General features: G+C 66.9%; 20 protein-coding genes. 5 read left to right on the top strand and 15 right to left on the bottom strand.

Annotated features, from left to right (window positions below; all coding sequences use genetic code 11):
* Positions 1–5 precede the first annotated feature (5 nt).
* The 4 genes from VFK57_16410 (at position 6) to VFK57_16395 (ending at position 4,315) form a co-directional block, all read left to right on the top strand.
* Entirely contained in the window at positions 6–989 is a 984-nt protein-coding gene (locus tag VFK57_16410) for a c-type cytochrome (GenBank protein ID HET7697298.1), read from the top strand.
* Positions 986–2,692: an acido-empty-quinoprotein group A gene (locus tag VFK57_16405; protein ID HET7697297.1), complete on the top strand. Its 1,707-nt coding sequence runs from the start codon at positions 986–988 to the stop codon at positions 2,690–2,692. Before VFK57_16410 ends, VFK57_16405 begins: the two co-directional genes overlap by 4 nt.
* A gap of 256 nt (positions 2,693–2,948) precedes the next feature.
* Entirely contained in the window at positions 2,949–3,866 is a 918-nt protein-coding gene (locus tag VFK57_16400) for an MBL fold metallo-hydrolase (GenBank protein HET7697296.1), read from the top strand.
* 221 nt (positions 3,867–4,087) lie between these two features.
* Positions 4,088–4,315, top strand: coding sequence for a hypothetical protein (locus tag VFK57_16395; GenBank protein HET7697295.1), 228 nt, complete (start codon positions 4,088–4,090; stop codon positions 4,313–4,315).
* A 168-nt stretch (positions 4,316–4,483) separates the two neighbouring features.
* On the opposite strand, the gene VFK57_16390 is transcribed toward VFK57_16395, so the two are convergent.
* From VFK57_16390 to VFK57_16370, 5 genes are all read right to left on the bottom strand, one after another.
* A complete protein-coding gene (locus tag VFK57_16390) occupies positions 4,484–5,242 on the bottom strand; it encodes a hypothetical protein (protein HET7697294.1) in 759 nt (252 codons plus the stop codon).
* Between the two features lie 73 nt (positions 5,243–5,315).
* Positions 5,316–6,497 carry an ABC transporter permease gene (locus tag VFK57_16385; protein HET7697293.1) on the bottom strand — a complete coding sequence of 394 codons (1,182 nt, stop codon included), beginning with the start codon at positions 6,495–6,497 and terminating at the stop codon, positions 5,316–5,318.
* A gap of 3 nt (positions 6,498–6,500) precedes the next feature.
* On the bottom strand, positions 6,501–7,661 hold the full coding sequence (locus VFK57_16380; protein ID HET7697292.1) for an FtsX-like permease family protein: 1,161 nt from the start codon (positions 7,659–7,661) through the stop codon (positions 6,501–6,503).
* Positions 7,658–8,350 (bottom strand): ABC transporter ATP-binding protein, encoded by a 693-nt coding sequence (locus VFK57_16375; GenBank protein HET7697291.1) that lies wholly within the window; start codon positions 8,348–8,350, stop codon positions 7,658–7,660. The genes VFK57_16380 and VFK57_16375 overlap by 4 nt, the downstream gene beginning before the upstream one ends.
* Complete coding sequence (locus VFK57_16370) at positions 8,351–9,586, bottom strand: efflux RND transporter periplasmic adaptor subunit (protein ID HET7697290.1); 1,236 nt, start codon at positions 9,584–9,586, stop codon at positions 8,351–8,353.
* A gap of 192 nt (positions 9,587–9,778) precedes the next feature.
* Here VFK57_16370 and VFK57_16365 point away from each other — a divergent pair, with 192 nt between their 5' ends.
* On the top strand, positions 9,779–9,907 hold the full coding sequence (locus VFK57_16365) for a hypothetical protein (protein ID HET7697289.1): 129 nt from the start codon (positions 9,779–9,781) through the stop codon (positions 9,905–9,907).
* Between the two features lie 36 nt (positions 9,908–9,943).
* Here VFK57_16365 and VFK57_16360 read toward each other — a convergent pair whose 3' ends face one another.
* From VFK57_16360 to nrfD, 10 genes are read right to left on the bottom strand one after another with little or no spacing between them, the layout of a single operon-like run.
* On the bottom strand, positions 9,944–10,243 hold the full coding sequence (locus VFK57_16360; protein ID HET7697288.1) for a cytochrome C oxidase subunit IV family protein: 300 nt from the start codon (positions 10,241–10,243) through the stop codon (positions 9,944–9,946).
* Positions 10,244–10,969 (bottom strand): cytochrome c oxidase subunit 3 family protein, encoded by a 726-nt coding sequence (locus VFK57_16355; protein HET7697287.1) that lies wholly within the window; start codon positions 10,967–10,969, stop codon positions 10,244–10,246.
* The gene (ctaD, locus tag VFK57_16350) at positions 10,962–12,575 is read right to left on the bottom strand and encodes a cytochrome c oxidase subunit I (protein HET7697286.1); all 1,614 of its coding nucleotides are present in this window, start codon (positions 12,573–12,575) and stop codon (positions 10,962–10,964) included. The genes VFK57_16355 and ctaD overlap by 8 nt, the downstream gene beginning before the upstream one ends.
* Before the next feature lie 2 nt (positions 12,576–12,577).
* Complete coding sequence (coxB, locus tag VFK57_16345; GenBank protein ID HET7697285.1) at positions 12,578–13,552, bottom strand: cytochrome c oxidase subunit II; 975 nt, start codon at positions 13,550–13,552, stop codon at positions 12,578–12,580.
* The gene (locus VFK57_16340; protein ID HET7697284.1) at positions 13,553–14,464 is read right to left on the bottom strand and encodes an SCO family protein; all 912 of its coding nucleotides are present in this window, start codon (positions 14,462–14,464) and stop codon (positions 13,553–13,555) included.
* The gene (locus VFK57_16335; protein ID HET7697283.1) at positions 14,461–15,045 is read right to left on the bottom strand and encodes a hypothetical protein; all 585 of its coding nucleotides are present in this window, start codon (positions 15,043–15,045) and stop codon (positions 14,461–14,463) included. Before VFK57_16335 ends, VFK57_16340 begins: the two co-directional genes overlap by 4 nt.
* 1 nt (position 15,046) lies before the next feature.
* Complete coding sequence (locus VFK57_16330) at positions 15,047–16,258, bottom strand: hypothetical protein (GenBank protein HET7697282.1); 1,212 nt, start codon at positions 16,256–16,258, stop codon at positions 15,047–15,049.
* A gap of 7 nt (positions 16,259–16,265) precedes the next feature.
* Positions 16,266–16,913 (bottom strand): cytochrome c, encoded by a 648-nt coding sequence (locus VFK57_16325; protein HET7697281.1) that lies wholly within the window; start codon positions 16,911–16,913, stop codon positions 16,266–16,268.
* Positions 16,897–17,448: a DUF3341 domain-containing protein gene (locus tag VFK57_16320; protein HET7697280.1), complete on the bottom strand. Its 552-nt coding sequence runs from the start codon at positions 17,446–17,448 to the stop codon at positions 16,897–16,899. Before VFK57_16320 ends, VFK57_16325 begins: the two co-directional genes overlap by 17 nt.
* Positions 17,448–18,830: an NrfD/PsrC family molybdoenzyme membrane anchor subunit gene (nrfD, locus tag VFK57_16315; protein ID HET7697279.1), complete on the bottom strand. Its 1,383-nt coding sequence runs from the start codon at positions 18,828–18,830 to the stop codon at positions 17,448–17,450. Before nrfD ends, VFK57_16320 begins: the two co-directional genes overlap by 1 nt.
* Positions 18,831–18,837: the final 7 nt, after the last annotated feature.

Here is an 18,837-nt window from a genome sequence, read left to right as displayed (position 1 = left end):
GTGTAATGCCGATCAGACTCGCCAAGCTTGCCCATGTCGTTGCCGCCTCGGGACTCGTTGCCAGCATGCTGGTCGTCGCGCGCGCAGACTCGCAGAATCCGGCGCCGCCGCCGCCGCCGGCCCAGCCTCCCGCCGGCACGCCGCCGCAGGGAGGCGCGCAGCAGCCGCAGCCGCCGGCCGGGCGGGGGCAAGGGCGCGGGGCGCGTCCCGAATCGTTCCCGGCGCAGCAGCGTCCGCCCGGCGACCCCGCCCTGATCACGCGCGGCAAGACGCTGTTCGACGCGACCTGCGCGTTCTGCCACGGCAAGGACATGCGGGGGGGAGAGAACGGCGGCCCCAACCTGCTCCGCTCGGAAGTGACGTTGACCGACACCGCGGGCGAGAAGATCGCGCCGATCGTCCGCGGCGCGCGCGCCGACAAGGGAATGCCGCCGATCCAGATGAGCGACGACGACATCCGTGCCGTCGCCGAGTACATCCACAGCACGCTGGCGCTGTCGCCGCGGCAGGGCATGCCGCCGCCCGGCGAGGAACCGGTGGTCCTCGACATCGTCGTCGGCGACGTCGCCGAAGGGGAGAAGTACTTCGCCGCGAAGTGCAGCGCGTGCCACTCGACGGCCGGCGACCTGCAGGGGATCGCGAGCCGCATTACCGACCCGAAGACCCTGCAGAACACGTGGGTGTCGGGCGGCGCAGCCGGCGGCCGCGGCCGCGGTACGGGTCCGGCGGGCGCGAGCGCGAACGGGCGCGCGGTAACCGCTACGGTGGTGACCGCGTCCGGTGAAAAGGTCGAAGGGCGGCTGCTCCGCCTCGACGATTTCTACGTCGCGATCGCGCAGCCGGACGGCACGGTCCGCAGCTTCACGCGCCGTGACGGGACCCCGAAGCTCGAGCTGAAGGATCCGCTGGAAGGGCATCGCAAGCTGCTCGCCGAGCTCACCGACAAGAACATGCACGACGTGACCGCGTACCTCGTGACGCTCAAATGACGATCAAGAAGCTGCTGCTCGCCGCGGCGGTTGCGCTCGCACCGCTCGCCGTTGGCTCCGTCGCGGTGGAAGGGCAGGGGCGCGGCATCGAACCGAAGGAGCTTCTCAAGCCGCTCGGCGAATGGTGGACGAGCTACTCGGGGGACTACACGGGACGCCGGTACAGCGCGCTCGCCGACATCAACCGGCTCACGGTGAAGAACCTCACGCTGGCCTGGGTGGCCAATCTCAATCCAAGTCCGCTCGCATCGGGCGGCGGCCGCGGCGGCGGAGGCCGCGGCGGCGGTGGCGGCGGCGCCAATCTGATCGTGGGCGGTCCGGGCCCCGGCGACATCGTCCCCGGCAGCTCGGGGATCAAGGGCACGCCGCTTCTCGTCGACGGCACGCTCTACGTGACCATGCCGGACAACGTCTGGGCGATGGACGCGCGGGACGGCCGCGTGCTCTGGCAGTACTACTGGAAGACCCGCGGCGGCACCCACATCGCCAACCGCGGCGTCGGCATGTGGAACGGCTATCTCTACACGGTGACGCCGGACAACTACCTCGTTTCGCTCGACGCGAAGACCGGACGGGAGCGCTGGAACAAGGAAATCGCCGACTTCAGCCAGCAGTACTTCTCGACGACCGCGCCGCTCGTCGTCGACAACCATGTGATCGTGGGGGTCGGGAACGATCTCGACACGCCGGGCTTTCTGCAGTCGTTCAACGCCGAAACCGGCGCCCTCGAATGGAAGTTCTACACCGTGCCGATGGAGCCGGGGGATCCCGGGCTCGACACCTGGGAGAATCTCGACGCCGCGCGGCACGGCGGCGGCATGCCGTGGCTGCCGGGCGTGTTCGACCCCGAGACCAGGCTGTACATCTTCGGCACCGGCAACCCCATTCCCGCCTACACGGTCGGCCGCGGCGAGGGGGACAACCTCTTCACCTGCTCGCTGATCGCGGTCAACGTCGACACCGGAAAAATGGCCTGGTACTTCCAGACCTCGCCGCACGACATGCACGACTGGGATTCGGCGCAGACGCCGATTCTGATCGACGGCATGGTCAACGGCCGCAAGCGGAAGCTGGTGTCGACAGCGGCCCGCAACGGCTACTTCTTCACCCTCGATCGCGTCACCGGCGAGCACGTCGTCACCAGCAAGTACGGCCTGGCGACGAACTGGGCGAAGGAAGTGGACGCGAGGGGCTCGGTGCGGCGCAATCCCGTCAAGGATCCGGCGATCCCCGGCGCGCTCGTCTCGCCGACCGCGGGCGGGACGGTGAACTGGGAGCCGCCGGCCTACTCGCCACAGACCGGCCTGTTCTACGTCTCCGAGCGCAACACCTATTCGATCTTCTATCTCACCGATCCCCACCCGCGGGGCTCGATGGGGCTGGGCGGCAAGGAAGAGATCCAGGTCGGGTCGGCGGGCAGTTACCTGACCGCGATTGACTACCGCAACGGGAAGATCGTGTGGCGGCACCGGTATCCGATCGGCAACGGCGGCGGCGGAGGAGTGCTGACGACCGCCGGCGGTCTGGTGTTCGCCGGCGACGCCGGCGGCAATCTCGTCGCGCATGACGCGCGCACCGGCAAGCCCTTGTGGCACACCCGGATCGGGCAGGTCACGAACGCGCCGATCACCTACAAGGTCGACGGCCGCCAGTACCTGCTCGTGGCGACCGGAGAGACGCTGTATGCGTTCGTGATGTACTGACGGCCGGTCGTGCTTGCCCGGCATGCTATTCTGAACCTACCGTCCCTTGCGCAATGAGGGACGCCAAACAAAGGCTCAAGGCGACCATCGCCGCGGACTTACACCTGTCCGGCGGCCCCGTTCGTAGCCGGTCGCGGCCGGGAGGTGCATGCATGGCAGACACTATCGGGGGCAGTCACTGAACTGCCCGCCTAGTTGAGAGCGGCCGGCGGAAACGCCGGCCGTTTTCTTTTCGGCCCAGGGCTACAATTGTGGCGTGCCCGTCCTTGCCACCGGCCTCGACTACGTCGACCTCAACTTCCTCGGCCGCCCCGGCATCATCGCCACCGCAATTCTGCACGGCTCTGCCGGCGTCGCCCTCGTCGATCCGGGACCCACCACATCGCTCGGGCAGCTGACCACCGAGCTGACGCGGAAGGGGATACGCTTCGAAGACGTGCGCCAGGTCCTGGTGACGCACATTCACCTCGACCATGCGGGCGCCGTCGGATCCATCGTCGAAAAGCATCCGCACGTCGAGGTGGTGGTTCACGACCGCGGCGCGCCGCACCTCGCGGATCCCGCGAAGCTCCTCAGCAGCGCCGGCCGGCTGTACGGGCAGGACATGGAGCTGCTCTGGGGAGAGGTGAAGGCCGTCGACCCGGCGCGGTTGAAGGCCGTCAGCGGCGGCGAGACGCTCACCATCGCCGGACGGGAGGTCAAAATCGCCTATACGCCGGGGCACGCCTCGCATCACGTGTCGTACCTCGACACCGCGTCGGGCGTCGCGTTCGTGGGCGATACCGCAGGGATTCGGCGCGGCGCCGGCACTTACGTGATGCCGCCGACGCCCCCGCCCGACATCGACATCGAGGCGTGGCACGAGAGTGAGAAAAAAATCCTCGCGTGGGACCCGGACACCCTGTTTCTGACCCACTTCGGTCCGTCGCAGGGGGCACGCCAGCACCTGCAGGCGATGTTCGGGAACCTCTCCGACTGGAGCCGGATCGTCCGGCGGCTCGTCGCTGATGAGTCGCGGCCGGAAGACGAGCGGCAGGCTGCGTTTGTGAACGAGGTGTTCGCGGACATCCGCCGCCAGGTCGGCGACCAGGAAGCGGAGAACTACATCAGGGCCGGCGGGCTCGTCTATTCGTGGCAGGGCCTCGCGCGCTACTGGCGAAAGAGGACCGCGTAGCAAATCCCAACAACCGCAGCGGCCTAGCCGTACGATTTATATGCCGCACTCGCCCCGGCAGCCGCGACCCGCCACTCGTCGACGTCTATAGGATCTCGTTCCGCTGCCAGAACTTACGCGCCTCAGCCGCACTCCCATCGGCCGGGCATCCGGCGCGGTACGCCGGTTGCTTTTGGATCCCATACGCAACACCAGTAAGCGACTCGCGGACGGGGGAAGCCATGCGTATCGAAGACGTGCTTCAGCGGATTCAGGGCGAGTATGCGGAAATGCCCGGACTTCGGCTGACGCCGGCCCAGGCCCAGCGGCTCTGGGGTCTCGACCGCGTCACCTGCGAGCAGTTGTTGCGGGTACTGGTGAACGACAACTTCCTCTCGGAGACCCGGGATGGATCGTTCATCAGGACCGAAGGCGGGCCGAGGCGAGTGATGCCGCGGAGCGCCGCGTAACCAAGGGACGAACGAACACATATCCCACCAGAGTCGACCGGCTGGCTACCTGCCTCGTCAGCCGTAAAAGGCCGGCTCACATCCTCGTTCCCGGGCCAATGGAGCCCGCGGCCAGGCTCAGATCGGGAGTTGAAGGCGAAAGCCTTCAATCTCCCGACTCTACTCGAATCACTTCCTGGAATACGGCGCCAGACGTCCGGGAATGGACGGGACATAGATCGTCGCCGCGCGCGGATCGCTCTTCAGCGCATAGACGCTCCATCCGCGGTAGGACCCGACCCGGTTCAGCCGGGCGGCTTCGTAGGCGATCGATTGTCCGGACGCGTACCACCGCTCGCCGTTGTATTCGATCCAGATCGCGTTCAGGCCCGTCGGCGGCAGGATCGTCGTGACCGGCCGGACGGGCGGTGCGGCGCTGCCGGCGGTGCCGACCGGGAGATCGGCGGGTGCGGCGAACGGCGCCGGTTCGTCGAGGCGCGCCACGTCGTAGGCACGGGCGAAGTCCGGCGGACCCTGCGCCTGCGTCATTGCCGGCGAGACTCCCTCCGCGCCGATGTCAGTCGGAAGCGATGGTGTACGGCTGCCGGTCGTCCCGGCGAGCTGACCGCTGCGGCGGCGCTCGTACGGCTGCATCCGCGCGCCGTTCAGGGGAACGAACACGATGCTGTACGGCTCGAGCGTCGCATCGGTGTACAGCGGGATGCCGCGATACGAACCCGACCGTACCATTTGATACGGATTGAAGCCCTGTACGGCGCCGGCGGGATAGTAGTAGTCGCCGTTCCAGATGATAGGTTCAGCCGCTTGATACCACGTGGTGTTCTCGGCCGTAACCAGCGGCGGCGCCGCAGGTTGCCAGGTGGCCTGGGCGTAGATGCGTGAGCTGAGCAGGACGGCAAGAGCAAGCGAGAGCGCTGGGGTGCGCATAAAGCCTCCGCCACGCGTTACTCACGAGGCGTGCCGGAAATCAGCTCTCAGCTCTCAGCTTCCAGCTGACAGCTCACAGCTCTCGAAGCGCCGTTACGACCGGGAGTCGAGCGGCGCGGATCGCCGGCAGCATCCCGCCGACCAGGCCCATCAGCAGCGCGTAGACGAGCGCGGTGCCGAGCAGTTTCGGCGTGACCGCGAACGCGAACGCCACCTGGCTGAACGACTGGAAGTTCATCGTCGACGTCTGGTAGCCGTCGAAGGCGATCCAGGCGAGCAGACCCCCGATCACGCCCCCCACCAGGCTGAGGATCACCGCCTCGCTGAGCACCGAAAACACGACGGGGAAATTGCCGAAGCCGAGGGCGCGCAGCGTCGCGATCTCGCGCGTGCGGCTCGCGACCGCGGTGTACATCGTGTTCACCGCGCCGAACACGGCGCCGATGCCCATCAGTCCGGCGATGAGGAAACCGATCGTCGTGATGATGCTGTTCAGCACGTCGGACTGCGCCGCGAAGTAATCGGGCTCGCGGATCGCCGTCACCGAGAGCTGCGGGTTGGACGTCAGCGCGTCCTTGAACGCCTGGAAGCCCTCAGGGCTTTCGAGCCGGACGTAGACCGACTGGTAGCTGTTGCCGCGCTGATACGCCGGCTGCAGCACTCTCGCGTCGCACCAGATCTCCGACTCGGCGGCGCTGCCGTTCGCTTCGAAGATGCCGACGACCTTCCAGTTGTTCTGCCCCCACCGGGTCTGCGAGCCGACGTCGAGATTGGCGAACTGCCGCGACGCCGCCCGCCCGACGACGATCTCGTTGGTGCCCTCGGTGAACATCCGTCCTTCGACGATGCGGATCTCCGGGCGCACCTGCAGCGCCGCGCTCGACACGCCGCGCAGCGGCACGTTGGCGTCGCTCGGGTCCTTCTTCGTCGGGTGCCCGACGATCACGAACAGCTCGGGGGAGGCGACGGGCCCGCGCTCGTTGCGCGCGATTCCCGGCGTGTCCATGATCAGCCGGGCGGTGTCGCCGCTGAGCCCGCTGGTCATCTCGGTGTCGCTGCCCGCGCGCATCACGATGACCGTCTGCGGATCGCCGACCCCCGCCATCGCGGCGCGGAATCCCTCGGCGATCGACAGCACGCCGAGGAACACCACCACCACGCCGGCGATGCCGATGATGGCGACGGTCGACGACCCGAGCCGCTGCCGCAGCGATCGGAAGTTGACGGCGGAGACCGCGACGATCTGAGAGAGCATGCCCTACGTTCTCCTCAGCGCATCGACGATGCGCAGGCGCTGCGCCTGCAGCGCCGGGATGGCGCCGGCGGCGAATCCGAGCGCCACCACCATCAGCACGCCGATGACCACGTCCTTCGGCGGGAACAGGAACTGCGGCAGAAACGCTCCGGTCGGGTCGCCGCCGATCGTGACCAGCGCCCATGACACGGCGATGCCCGCGATGCCGCCGACCAGGGCGAGCACGCACGACTCCATCAGCACCAGCGACAGCACCCGGCCGTCGCCGAAGCCGAGCGTCTTGAGGACCGCCAGCTCGCTCGTCCGCTCGCGGATCGACTGCGCCATCGTGTTGGCGGTCACCAGCAGCATCATGAAGAGCGCCGCGGCGGCCACCAGCTGCGTGATCAGGCTGATGTTGCCGATCTGCTTGGCCCACCCGGCGATGAAGTTCTTCTCGCTGTCGGTCTTGGTCTCGGTAGGCGAGTTGGCGAACATCGTGTCCACCGTCTTCGCCACTCCGGGTGACTGCTCCGGATCGTTCACCTTGATCACGTACCAGCCGACCTGGTTCCCGAACTGCGTGTTCCGCAGCACCTCGTTCAGCAACTCCCAGTGGAAGAACAACTGCGTCTTGTCGGTCCCCTTGACCGGCGAGTCGTAGATCCCGGAGATGTTGAACTCCCAGGCGCGTCGATCGGGGCGGGCGAAAATCGTCGCCTGCAGCGGCACGCGATCGCCGACCTTCCATCCGAAGCGCCTGGCGAGATCGGCGCCGATGATCGCTCCCTGGCGGTCGGCGAGCCACGCCTTCATCTGATCTTCGGGAACGGCGAACTCGCTGTACATCTTGAACCAGTTCTCCGCGTCCACCGCCATGTTGGGGAACTGGTTCCTGGTTTCCTGGTAGTAGCCGCCGAACCAGTTGGCGAACGTGACTTCCTTGACCCCTTCGATCTGCTTGATCCGCTCCTTGTAGCTCACCGGCAGCGGCATGATGATCGAAATCTTGTTCAGCACCATCAACCGATCGGCGCCGGCCAGGTCGATGCCCATGCTGAACGCGCTGCGGATCGCCATCAGGTAGCCGAACAGCACGAACGAGACGAAGATCGACAGCAGCGTGAAGATCGTCCGGATCTTCCGCCGCATCAGGTTCCGCCAGACGATGTGCAGGAACTTCATGCCGCTGCCTCCGTCTTCACCAGAACGCCCTTCTCGAGGTGCAGCGTCCGCTTCGCGCGCGCCGCGGCGTGCGGATCGTGCGTGACCATCACGATCGTCTTGCCGTGATCGCGATTGAGGACTTCGAGCAGCTCGAGGATCTCGTCCCCCGACTTCCGATCCAGGTCGCCGGTCGGCTCGTCGCACAGCAGCAGCGTCGGGTCGGTCACGATCGCGCGCGCGATGCCGACGCGCTGCTCCTGGCCGCCCGACAGCTGGCGCGGATAGTGGTGCATGCGGTCGCCGAGGCCGACGACGGAGAGCGCCACCCGGACCCGGTTCATGCGATCCGCCTTCTTCAGCTTCGTCAGCAGCAGCGGCAGTTCGACGTTCCGCGCCGCCGTCAGCACCGGCAGCAGGTTGTACAGCTGGAACACGAACCCGATGTGGCGCGCGCGCCACGCCGCGAGCTTCGCGCCCGACAGCTTGTCGAGCCGGTCGCCCGCGACCTCGATCGACCCTTCAGTGGGTGTGTCGAGGCCGCCGAGCAGGTTGAGCAGCGTCGTCTTGCCCGAGCCCGACGGGCCCATCAACGCGAGGTAGTCCCCCTGCGGGATGTCCAGGTCGACTCCCTGCAGCACGTCGATGCGCTGCCCGCCGCGCTGAAACACCTTGTGCAGATTGCGAACCGTGACGAGGGTTTGTGACATCTACAGCACCTTTACCTTGTCGCCGTCCTTGAGGGTTGGCGGTCCGTCGGTGACGACGCGCTCGCCGGCGGTCAAGCCGGAGAGCACTTCGATCTGATCGCCGGTCTCCTGACCGACGCTCACGGCGCGCCGCTCGACGCGACCCTCCTTGATGACGAACACGATCGAACGGCCGTTCTCGCTCCGCACCGCCGCCTTTGGCACCAGCACGCGCGGTACGACCGGGGCGGCGTCGGCCCCCGCCGCCGGGGCGTCGCGGAGGAACGACACCTTGACGCCCATGTCCGGCAGGATCCGCGGATCGCCGAGCTGGTCGAACCCGATCCGCACCCGGACCGTCGCTTTCTGCCGGTCGGCGGTCGGAATCGTCGTGATCACGTGCGCCGGAATCCGCCAGTCCTGATACGCGTCGAGCACGGCCTCGACCTTCTGGCCGCGGCTGACGCGGTTGATGTAGGTCTCGTTGACGTCCACCTCGATCTCGAGGGACGACATGTCGACGATGGTCCCGATGCCGGTGCGGGTGAAGCCGCCGCCGGCCGACACCGGCGAGATCATCTCCCCCGGCTGCGCGTCCTTCGAGATCGCGATGCCGCTGAACGGCGCGCGCACCACCATGTCGGCGAGGTTGGTCTTCTGCAGGTTCACCTGGCTCTCGGCGACGCCGATCTGCTGCTCCGCGTACGCGATCCGCGCCTTCAGCGCGTCGACTTCCGCCTGCGCGTCGTCCAGCTCCGCGCGCCCGACGACGCGCTCCTTCAGCAGTTGCTGCCGCCGTCCGAGGTTGAGTTCCGCCTGCCGCAGGCGCGCCTGGTCTTCCGCGAAGCTCTTGCGGGCCGACGCGAGCTGCGCCTCCGCGTGCGCCAGCGCCGCACGAACCTGGGTGTCGTCGAGCGTGGCGAGGATCTGCCCCGCCTTCACCGGCTGGCCTTCCTCGATCAGGACGTTCACCACCTTGCCGGTGACCTTCGACGAGACCGTCGCGCGGCGGCGCGCCGTCACGTAGCCGGACGCGTTCAGCACCGCTCCGGGGGCCGACGGCCCTCCGGCCTTGGCGGTCGCCGAGGCCGCCTTCACCGGCGCGGCCTGCAGCCTGGTGGCCCAGTACCAGCCGCCCCAGCCGAGCGCGCCCAGGAGAAGCACGACGATCGCGGCGACGAGCGGCTTGCCGCGCCCGCCGCTGCGCTCTTCCTGTGGGATGCGCAGCGCGGCCAGATCCTTGGAAAGGTCAGTCATGGAGATCGAAGACCACGAAAGTGTGGCGAAGCTATCAGTATAGACAATACGGGCCGGAGCGGCCCAGAGGTCACCGAACCCGGCGAGTGGCGGCCGATTGGCGGCGAACGGCGGACCGGCCGCCGGAGCTTTCGGCAAGGCGGAGCTTGTCTCCCCGGCATCGATCTCGCTTCCCCCGCCGCGGAGGTCGGAATGGGCGATCTGACGTGGCTTCCTTATGTGATTGCCGCGGTGATCATCGCGGCGGCGGCGTGGTTCACCTTCCGGCGGGTGCCGACCGACGCCAACTCGACCAGACGTCCGCCGGAGCCGCCGCGGTAGGAGGCTCGCGCCGCCCGCGAGCGGGCAGAGGTCAGCTCAGCGCCAGGTACCGGGCACCCAGCCTCGAGTGAGATAGTCCTGCATCGTCAAGCCGAACAGGATGAGCAGCCAGAAGAAGCCGGATGCGGCGACGACCCAGGTGAGCCGCGTGCTCCAGCGCACGTGCATGAAATACAGCACCACCAGCGTCGCCTTGGTGACCGCGATCGTCAGCATGACGACGTTGTTCAGCGCGCCGAGATCGACGAACGCGACCGCGACGGTCAGCGCGGTGCCGACGATCAACGCGGCGAACACCGCGTAATACATGGTCTTTGGCGCTACGTGCCCTGACATCTACGCCCCCGGATGGAAGTGCCGGCCGATCAGATAGAGCAGCGGGAACAGGAAAATCCAGACGATGTCGACGAAGTGCCAGTAGAGGCCCGCGACTTCGACCGGTGTGTAGTATTCGCTGTCGAACGTTCGGCGCCACGCCATCCACGTGATGACCAGCATGATGCCGATGCCGATGATCATGTGCAGCGCGTGGAGCCCCGTCATCGCGAAGTAGAGCGAATAGAACTGCTCCGCCGGCTTCGGATAGAGCCCTTCCCAGCGGAAGTTCGGACCGGGCACCAGGTGGTGGGTGAACTTGTCGGTGTACTCGATCACCTTGATGCCGAGGAACCCCAGGCCGAGCAGCATCGTCGCCACGAGCCACTTCACCTGCGTCATCGCCGGCTGGCTGGTCTGCGCCGAGCGCACGGCCAGCGCCATGGTCAGCGAGCTGATGATGAGGAGCGCGGTATTGAGCGTGCCCCAGAAGACGTCCAGGTGGTGGCTCGCCTCCTGGAATCCCATCGGCGAGTAGTAGCGGTAGACCAGGTACGCCATGAACAGGCCGCCGAAGAACATGATCTCGGTGACCAGGAACGTCCACATGCCGAGCGTGGACGCCTCCGCCTGCTGCGCCATGCTGTCGAAGTGGTGCTGCAGGTACGGATGATGCGGCGTATGGCCGTGGCCCGCCGGATGAATCGCGACGGGCGGCGGCTGGTATGCGGACGGCGCGTCAGACAATGCCAACCTCCCGGCTCGGCGCGTACTGGTGCGTGCCTTCGGTCACGATCGGTGTCGCGGTGAAGTTCTCGGTCGGCGGCGGAGACGGGATCTCCCATTCCAGCCCGCGCGCCCCCCACGGGTTGTCACCGGCGCGCGGCGCGTGCTTCAGCGACCACGCGAAGTAGATCATCGGGATCAGGTAGCCGACGCCGAGAATCGTCGCTCCGGCGGTGGACAGCACGTTGTAGACCTGGAACTCCGGCGCGTACATCGCGTAGCGGCGCGGCATGCCGAGGTAGCCGACGATGAACTGCGGGAAGAACGTCAGGTTGAACCCGACGAAGATGTTCAGCGCCGCGAACTTGGCCCAGCCTTCCGGGTACATCCGCCCGGTGATCTTGGGCCACCAGTAGTGCAGGCCGCCCAGGTACCCGAAGATCGCGCCGCCGACCATGACGTAGTGGAAGTGCGCGATGATGAAATACGTGTCGTGCATGTGGATGTCCATGCCGAGCGTCGCCAGGAACAGCCCCGTCAGCCCGCCGATCGTGAACAGGCCGATGAAGCCGAAGGCGTAGAGCATCGGCGAGTCCCACGACACCGATCCTTTGTAGAGCGTCGCCGTCCAGTTGAAGACCTTCACCGCGGAGGGAATGGCGACGAAGAAGCTGATCAGCGAGAACACCAGCCCGGCGTATGTCGACTGCCCGGCGACGAACAGGTGATGCCCCCAGACGAGGAACCCGATCACCGCGATCGCGAGGCTCGAGAACGCGACGAACGAATAGCCGAAGATGTTCTTGCGCGCGAACGCCTGCACCAGCTCGCTGACCACCCCCATCGCCGGCAGGATCATGATGTAGACCGCCGGGTGCGAGTAGAACCAGAACAGGTGCTGGAAGAGGATCGGATCGCCGCCGAGCGCCGGATCGAAGATGCCGAGGTGCAGGCCGCGCTCGACCGCCACCAGCAGCACCGTGATCGCGATCACCGGCGTGCCGAGAATCATGATCAGGCTGGTCGCGTAGTGCGCCCAGACGAACAGCGGCAGGCGGAACCAGGTGAGCCCCGGCGCGCGCATCCGGTGCACCGTGACGATGAAGTTCAGTCCGGTCAGGATCGACGAGAAGCCGGTGATGAAGATGCCGACTCCCGCCAGGATGACGTGCGAGTTCGACGCGCTCGTGCTGTAGGGCGCGTAGAACGTCCACCCGGTGTCGACCCCGCCCGAGATCGCCGCGACGATCGTGAACAGCCCGCCGAGGACGTAGATGTACCAGCTGAGCAGGTTGATGCGCGGGAACGCGAGGTCTTTCGCCCCGACCATGATCGGGATCAGGAAGTTGCCGAGCACCGCGGGAATCGACGGGATCAGGAAGAAGAACACCATCACCACGCCGTGCATGGTGAACAGCCGGTTGTACATGTCCGGCGCGACCATGTCGGCGGCGGGCGTCAGCAGCTCCAGCCGGATCAGCAGCGCGAAGAAGCCGCCGAGGAAGAAGAAGGCGGTGATCGAGTACAGGTAGAGCAGCGCGATGCGCTTGTGATCCCTGGTCAACAGCCACGACGCCGCGCCGTAGCCGTTGTTCAGGTAATTCAGGGGAGCCGCTGTGGTTGCCATAATTACTTCACCTCCGGCGTGCCGGTGCCGGTGGTCGCCGTGGCCGTCGATCCGTTGAGCGATTTCAGGTAGGCGATCAACTGCAGGATCTGCTCTTCGGTGACCAGCCCCTGGAACGTCGGCATGATCGGCTGGAAGCCGGCGACGATCTTAGCCTGCGGATTCAGGATCGACTCGCGGATGTAGGCGTCGTCGACCGTCACCGACTGCCCCGAGGCCAGCAGCGCCTGCTTGCCGTAGATGCCCTTCAGCACCGGGCCGCGCCCCTGGTTCGTGTCCATGTGGCAGGTGTTGCACGAGAGATCCGCGAACAGCTTGGCGCCGGCCTCCGCCATCGTGCCGCCGGCCGCGCCGCCGCCCAGCCACGCCTGGTACGCCGCGGGCTCGAGCGCGGTGACCGTGCCGATCATCGCCGAGTGCTTGGTGCCGCAGTACTGGGTGCAGAAGATGTGGTATCTGCCCGGCTTGCTGGCGGTGAACCACATCGTGTTGTAGCGCCCGGGGATGACGTCGGCCTTGGCGCGGAAGTCGGGAATGAAGAAGCTGTGGATGACGTCCTCGGACCCCAGCGTCAGCTTCACCGGGCGGCCGACCGGCACGTGGAGCTCGTTGATCTCGGAGGCGCCGTCCATGTGCTGCGCCTTCCACATCCACTGCTTGCCGACGACGTAGATCTCCATCGCCCCCTTGGGCGGCCGCGTCATGTGGAAGAACACCTGCGCGCCCCACACGAACATGATCATGCAGATGCCGAGCGGGATGAAGGTCCACAGCAGCTCGAGAGCCAGCGATCCGTGAATCGCCTCGCCGACCTCGGTGTCGTGTCGGCGGCGGAACTTGATCGCGAAGACCGTGACCAGGACCGCGATCAGCAGCGTGAAGAACGCCGTGACCGCGACCAGGAAGAAGTACAGCGCGTCCATCGTCGCGGCCTGCTCGGACGCCTGCTGCGGGAAGAAGGGAAAGTTCGTGAACATCTAGGCTATATCCGAGGGGCGTCGCCCCGCGGGCTCCCCCTCACGCTCTCTCGCTGCGCTCGTGCGCGCCGTCGTGTCAGCGCCGTGCCCGTGGAGCCGCTCGCGCTTCAGGCTGACGAACAGAAACGCCAGGAACCCGGTGACGGTGGCGAGGAACCCTATCCTGACCGCGTTGATCGTCGCCGCGCCGTACTTCCCCGTCGTCGGATCGTAGTGATAACAGAGCAGCAGCACTTGATCCACGACGCTGCCGAGCACGTTGTTCGACGCCTCGACCAGCGCCAGGCGCAGATCGCGCGGCGCGAAATCGATGCCCAGCAGGTAGCGCGATACCACGCCCTTGGGCGTGGCGACGTAAATCGCCGCGCCGTGCGCGTACTGCTTGATGTTGGCGTCGTAGACGTAGCGGAAGCCGAGCGCGTCCGCCAGCGGCTTGATCGCGCTCTCGGCGCCGGTCAGGAAGTGCCAGCCCGCCGCGGTCTGCGGCCGGCCGTAGTGCTCGACGTACGACGCCTTCTTGTGCGCCGCGACCTGGAAGTTGTCGCGCGGATCGATGCTGACGACGACGACCTCGAAGTCCCTGCCGGCGTCGAACGACAGCGTCTTGAGCGCGCCGGTCATGCCGTTCAGCACCTGCGTGCAGAGCATCGGGCAGTCGTAGTAGGCGAGCGCGAGCACGACCGGCCGGCCGGTGAAGAACTCGCCGAGGCGCACGTCGCGTCCGGCCTCGTTCTTGAACGTCAGATCCAGCGGCAGCTGCTGCCCGATCTTCTGATCGATGCCGACGTTCTTCAGGATCTCCGGCTTCTGATTGACCGGGTTCGGGCGCTGCGGTCCCGCGGCGTACTGCGCGTACGCCGGCGCGGCCGTGCAGAGCGATGCCGCGAGCAGGCACGCGGCGGCGCGCTTCACAGCCCGCCTCCCGGCTTCTTCGGTTCCGGCGTCGCCGCCGCGTCGGGAGACACGAATCCGCCGCCGCCGGCCGGGCCGGTCTTGTCCGCGAGTCCTCCCGGGAGCGAGCGTCCGCCGCTCGACTCGCCGGTCGCGGCGACATTGGTGCCTTCGCGATCCGCGGCGAGCTCCGGACGCACCGGCAGTCCGCGCTGCAGCAGCAGCTCCTTGGCCTTCGCGATCGGAATCCGGGCCACGCCCAGCTTCTCGTCCACCCAGCCGTAGCTGTTCAGGTGCTGGTTCTGCTCGGCGCGGAACAGCCGCAGGTCCGTCCACGGCGTCGTCTGCAGCCGCGGCTCCGGAAAGTCGGCCGCCTGCGCCGGCCCGCGCGAGAGCGGCGTCACGTACGGTTCGTTCCGCGCCTCGTACCAGTCCAGTCCCTTGAACATCCCGACCATCGCCGCCTGGATCCCCACCGTGATGGCCGTCAGGATGCCGACGAACCACAGGATCGCGCGGACGTTGATGTCCGATTCTTCGTGGTGAACGTCCTCGTTCACCAGCTCGCCGTGCGGGTGCACGTCGTGCGGATGCGCCGACATGTCAGTGCCCTCCCTGGTTGCCATGCAGCAGCATGTCCTTGAAGTGCGGATCGTTCACCGGCAGCATCGGCCGCTTCTGCAGCTGGCCCGCCACCAGGTAGACCCACAGGCCGCCGAGCGCCAGCGGCACGCCGACGTTGGCAAGGCTGATCGGGAACAACGCCTCTTCGCGGTGGAACGTCGGCGCGACCAGCCAGATCAGGTCGTAGAGGCGGATCGCCACGATGAACCACGCGATCCGCGACAGCAGCTTCGGCCGCTTCTTCAGATCCTGCGACAGCAGCAGGCAGAACGGCAGGATGAAGTGGCCGAACACCAGCGCCACGCTCAGGTACTGCCAGCCGTGGCGCAGCCGCTCGAGATAGTAGGGAATCTCCTCCGGCAGGTTGCCCGCCCAGATGATGAGGAACTGGGAGAAGGAGAAGTAGGCCCACAGCATCACCAGCGCCAGCATCAGCTTGCCGAAGTCGTGGAAGTGGCGCGCCTTGAGGACGCCGTTCATCGGCTCGCGCCCGACCAACAGTGCCAGCACCGCCACGGTGAACGACAACGCCGAGAGCCCCTGGCCGACGACGATGGTGAGCCCGAAGATCGTCGAGTACCAGTGCGGGTCGAGGGACATGATCCAGTCCACCGCCGCGAGACTCATCAAAAGGACGTAGATGAGCAGTCCGGGCGCGCTGACGACCCGGAACCGCCGCGTGTCCGCATCCGTCTGCGCCACCGCGCCGCGGTCCTGCTCGGCCGACCACTTGTTGAGGAAATAGGCGAGCCCCAGGAACACGGCGAAGTAAATGACCGCGCGCACCGTGAAGAACGGGACGTTCAGGTACGGCGCCTTCGCCTGCAGGATGGGATCCGCCTGCACCGCCTCCGGGCGCGCCCAGAGAAACAGCTTCGGCGCGAACACCACGATCGGGACGCAGAACAGCGCCGCGAGCGGCAGCATCCGGCTGCCCGCTTCGAACACGCGCCGGCCGACCATGCCCCACTGGCCGCCCGTCATGTGCTGCAGCATCAGGAGCGCGAGGCAGCCGAGCGACAGGCCGGTGAAGAACAGGAAGCCGATCAACCACGACGGCAGGAAATCCGCGGGATGCAGCACGACGCCGACGGCGCCCAGCACCAGGCCGACCGCGCCGACGATCAGGCCGCGCCGCTGCAGGGCGCCGAGCCCTGCCGTGTCGATGGTCGTCAGATCGTGTGTATGCATTTAGTGATTACTTGTGCTGGCCCGCCGCCGCGCCGCCTTCGGGCCTGGCCGCCGGCTGTCCGAGCTTCTGCCGTTCGTCGGCCGGGATGTCCGCGGCGGTCGCGTGCTGGCTCAATTGCAGCGCGCGCACGTAGGCGGCGATCGCCCAGCGATCGCGCGGCATGATCTGCGCGCGGTAATCCGGCATCGCGCCGAACCCGTTGGTCATCGTGTCGAAGAAATGGCCGAGCGGCGCCTGCTGCAGCCGATCGATGTGGAACGACGGCGGCTGGCGGTAGCCGCGGCGCACGATCATGCCGTCGCCGCGCCCGGAGACGCCGTGGCAGGGCGAGCAGTAGATGTTGAACCGCTGCTCGCCGCGATCGAGCACCTCCGCGGTCAGCGCGAACGGCAGCGCGTTCACCGGCGCTCCCCCCTCCTTGCCGGTGAAGAACGCCGCATCGTCCTGCAGCGTGCCGCGGGCCACGGTCCCCTCGACCGGCGCGCGCGAGGTCGAGACGTTCTTGACGAACAGGCTCTCGCGCAGCGGTTGGCCGACCGGCGTGTTGTGCATGTCCTGCCGGCAGCCTGCGACCGACGCGCCGGCGATGAGCAGCGCCGCGGCCAGCGGCAGGCGGACAGCGGGACGCGGGCGGCGGCTACGGCTCAACTTCATTGATCTCACTGGGATTGAGCCCCTTCAGGAAGTCCAGCGTCTTCGTGCGATCGAACTTCGGGTCGGTCGACTCGACCAGCAGGAAGAACCGATCGCGCGAGGCGTGCTCGAAGCGCGGCACGTTGAAGACCGGGTGATACGGCTGCGGCAGCCCGTTCAGCACGATCATGCCGATCACCGCCGACAGCGACGCGAACAGGATCGTCAGCTCGAACATGACCGGCACGAACTGCGGCCAGCTGTTGAGCGGCTTGCCCGCGATGTTGATCGGATACGCCAGCTGGTGCACCCACTCCTGCAGCGCGAAGCCGGTGAGCAGCCCGGCCAGCCCGCCGGCGAGCACGATCTTCGACAGCCGGCGATCCTGCTGGCCGATCGCCTCCCAGGCTTCCTCGATCGGGTAGGGGGAGAACGTATCGATGTTGCGGTAGCCGGCCTCGTAGGTCCGCTTCGCCGCCGCCACGAGCGCGCTCGGGTTCTCGAATTCCGCCATCAGGCCGAACGGGGCGGCGGACGCGGTGTGCGCGGCGCTCATCAGTGGCCCTCCGACTCTTTCAGCTTCGCCTCCGGCGCCATCGTCCTCATTTCGAAGATCGAGATCATCGGCAGGAACCGCACGAAGAGGAAGAACAGCGTCACGAACAGGCCGATGGTGCCGACGAACGTCATCCAGTCCCAGATCGTCGGGTAGTACATCCCCCACGACGAGGGCAGGAAGTCACGGTGCAGGCTGGTGATGACGATGACGAACCGCTCCAGCCACATGCCGACGTTGACGACCATCGCGACGAGGAACAGGCCCAGCGTGCTGGTGCGGACGCGCTTCAGCCAGAGGAACTGCGGCGTGATGATGTTGCAGAAGATCAGCGTCCAGTAGTACGGCGCGTAAGGACCCGTCATGCGGTTCCAGATCATGAAGCCTTCGTACTTGTTCGCGCTGTAGAAGCCGAAGAAGGCTTCCGACACGTAGCCGTAGCCGACGATCAGCGCGGTCACCAGCGTCACCTTGCCCATGTTCTCGAGGTGGCGCATGGTGATGAAGTCTTCGAGGCCGTAGATCTTGCGCAGCGGGATGGCGAGCGTGAGCACCATCGCGAAGCCGGCGTAGATCGCGCCGGCGACGAAGTACGGCGGGAAGATGGTCGCGTGCCACCCCGGGATGATGCCGATCGCGAAGTCGAAGCTCACCACTGTGTGGACCGAGAGCACCAGCGGCGTCGACAGCCCGGCCAGCAGCAGGTAGATGTGCTCGTAACGCTGCCAGTGGCGCGCCGATCCCCGCCAGCCGAGCGAGAGCACGCCGTAGATGATCTTCACCGGCCTCGTCTTCGCCTTGTCGCGCAGCGTCGCCAGGTCGGGAATCAGACCGACGTACCAGAACAGCAGCGACACCGTGAAGTAGGTGGAGACCGCGAACACGTCCCAGATCAGCGGGCTGCGGAACTGCGGCCACACCCCCATGCTGTTGGGATACGGGAACAACCAGTAGGCCGCCAGCCACGGACGGCCGGTGTGGATCAGCGGGAACAGGCCGGCGCACATGACCGCGAAGATGGTCATGCCTTCGGCGAAGCGGTTGATCGACGTCCGCCAGCCCTGGCGGAGCAGCAGCAGAATGGCGGAGATCAGCGTCCCGGCGTGGCCGATGCCGATCCACCAGACGAAGTTGATGATCGCGAAGCCCCACCCGACCGGCTGGTTGACGCCCCAGATGCCGGTGCCCTTGATCAGCAGGTAGACCACCGCCAGCCCGAGGCCGCCCATCAGCATCAGGCCGATCGACACGACGATGAACCAGCTGAGCGGCGTCCGGGTGCCAAGGACGACGCCGCTGATCTTGTCGGTGATCGAGCCGAACGTGTGTCCGGGCTCGATGAGCGGCGCGGGCGCGTACGTCGCGGGTTTGGGATTAAGCATGAGTCCC

Source organism: Vicinamibacterales bacterium, assembly GCA_035699745.1.
Taxonomy (GTDB): Bacteria; Acidobacteriota; Vicinamibacteria; order Vicinamibacterales; family 2-12-FULL-66-21; genus JAICSD01.
This window is presented reverse-complemented; position numbering and strand designations above follow the sequence as displayed.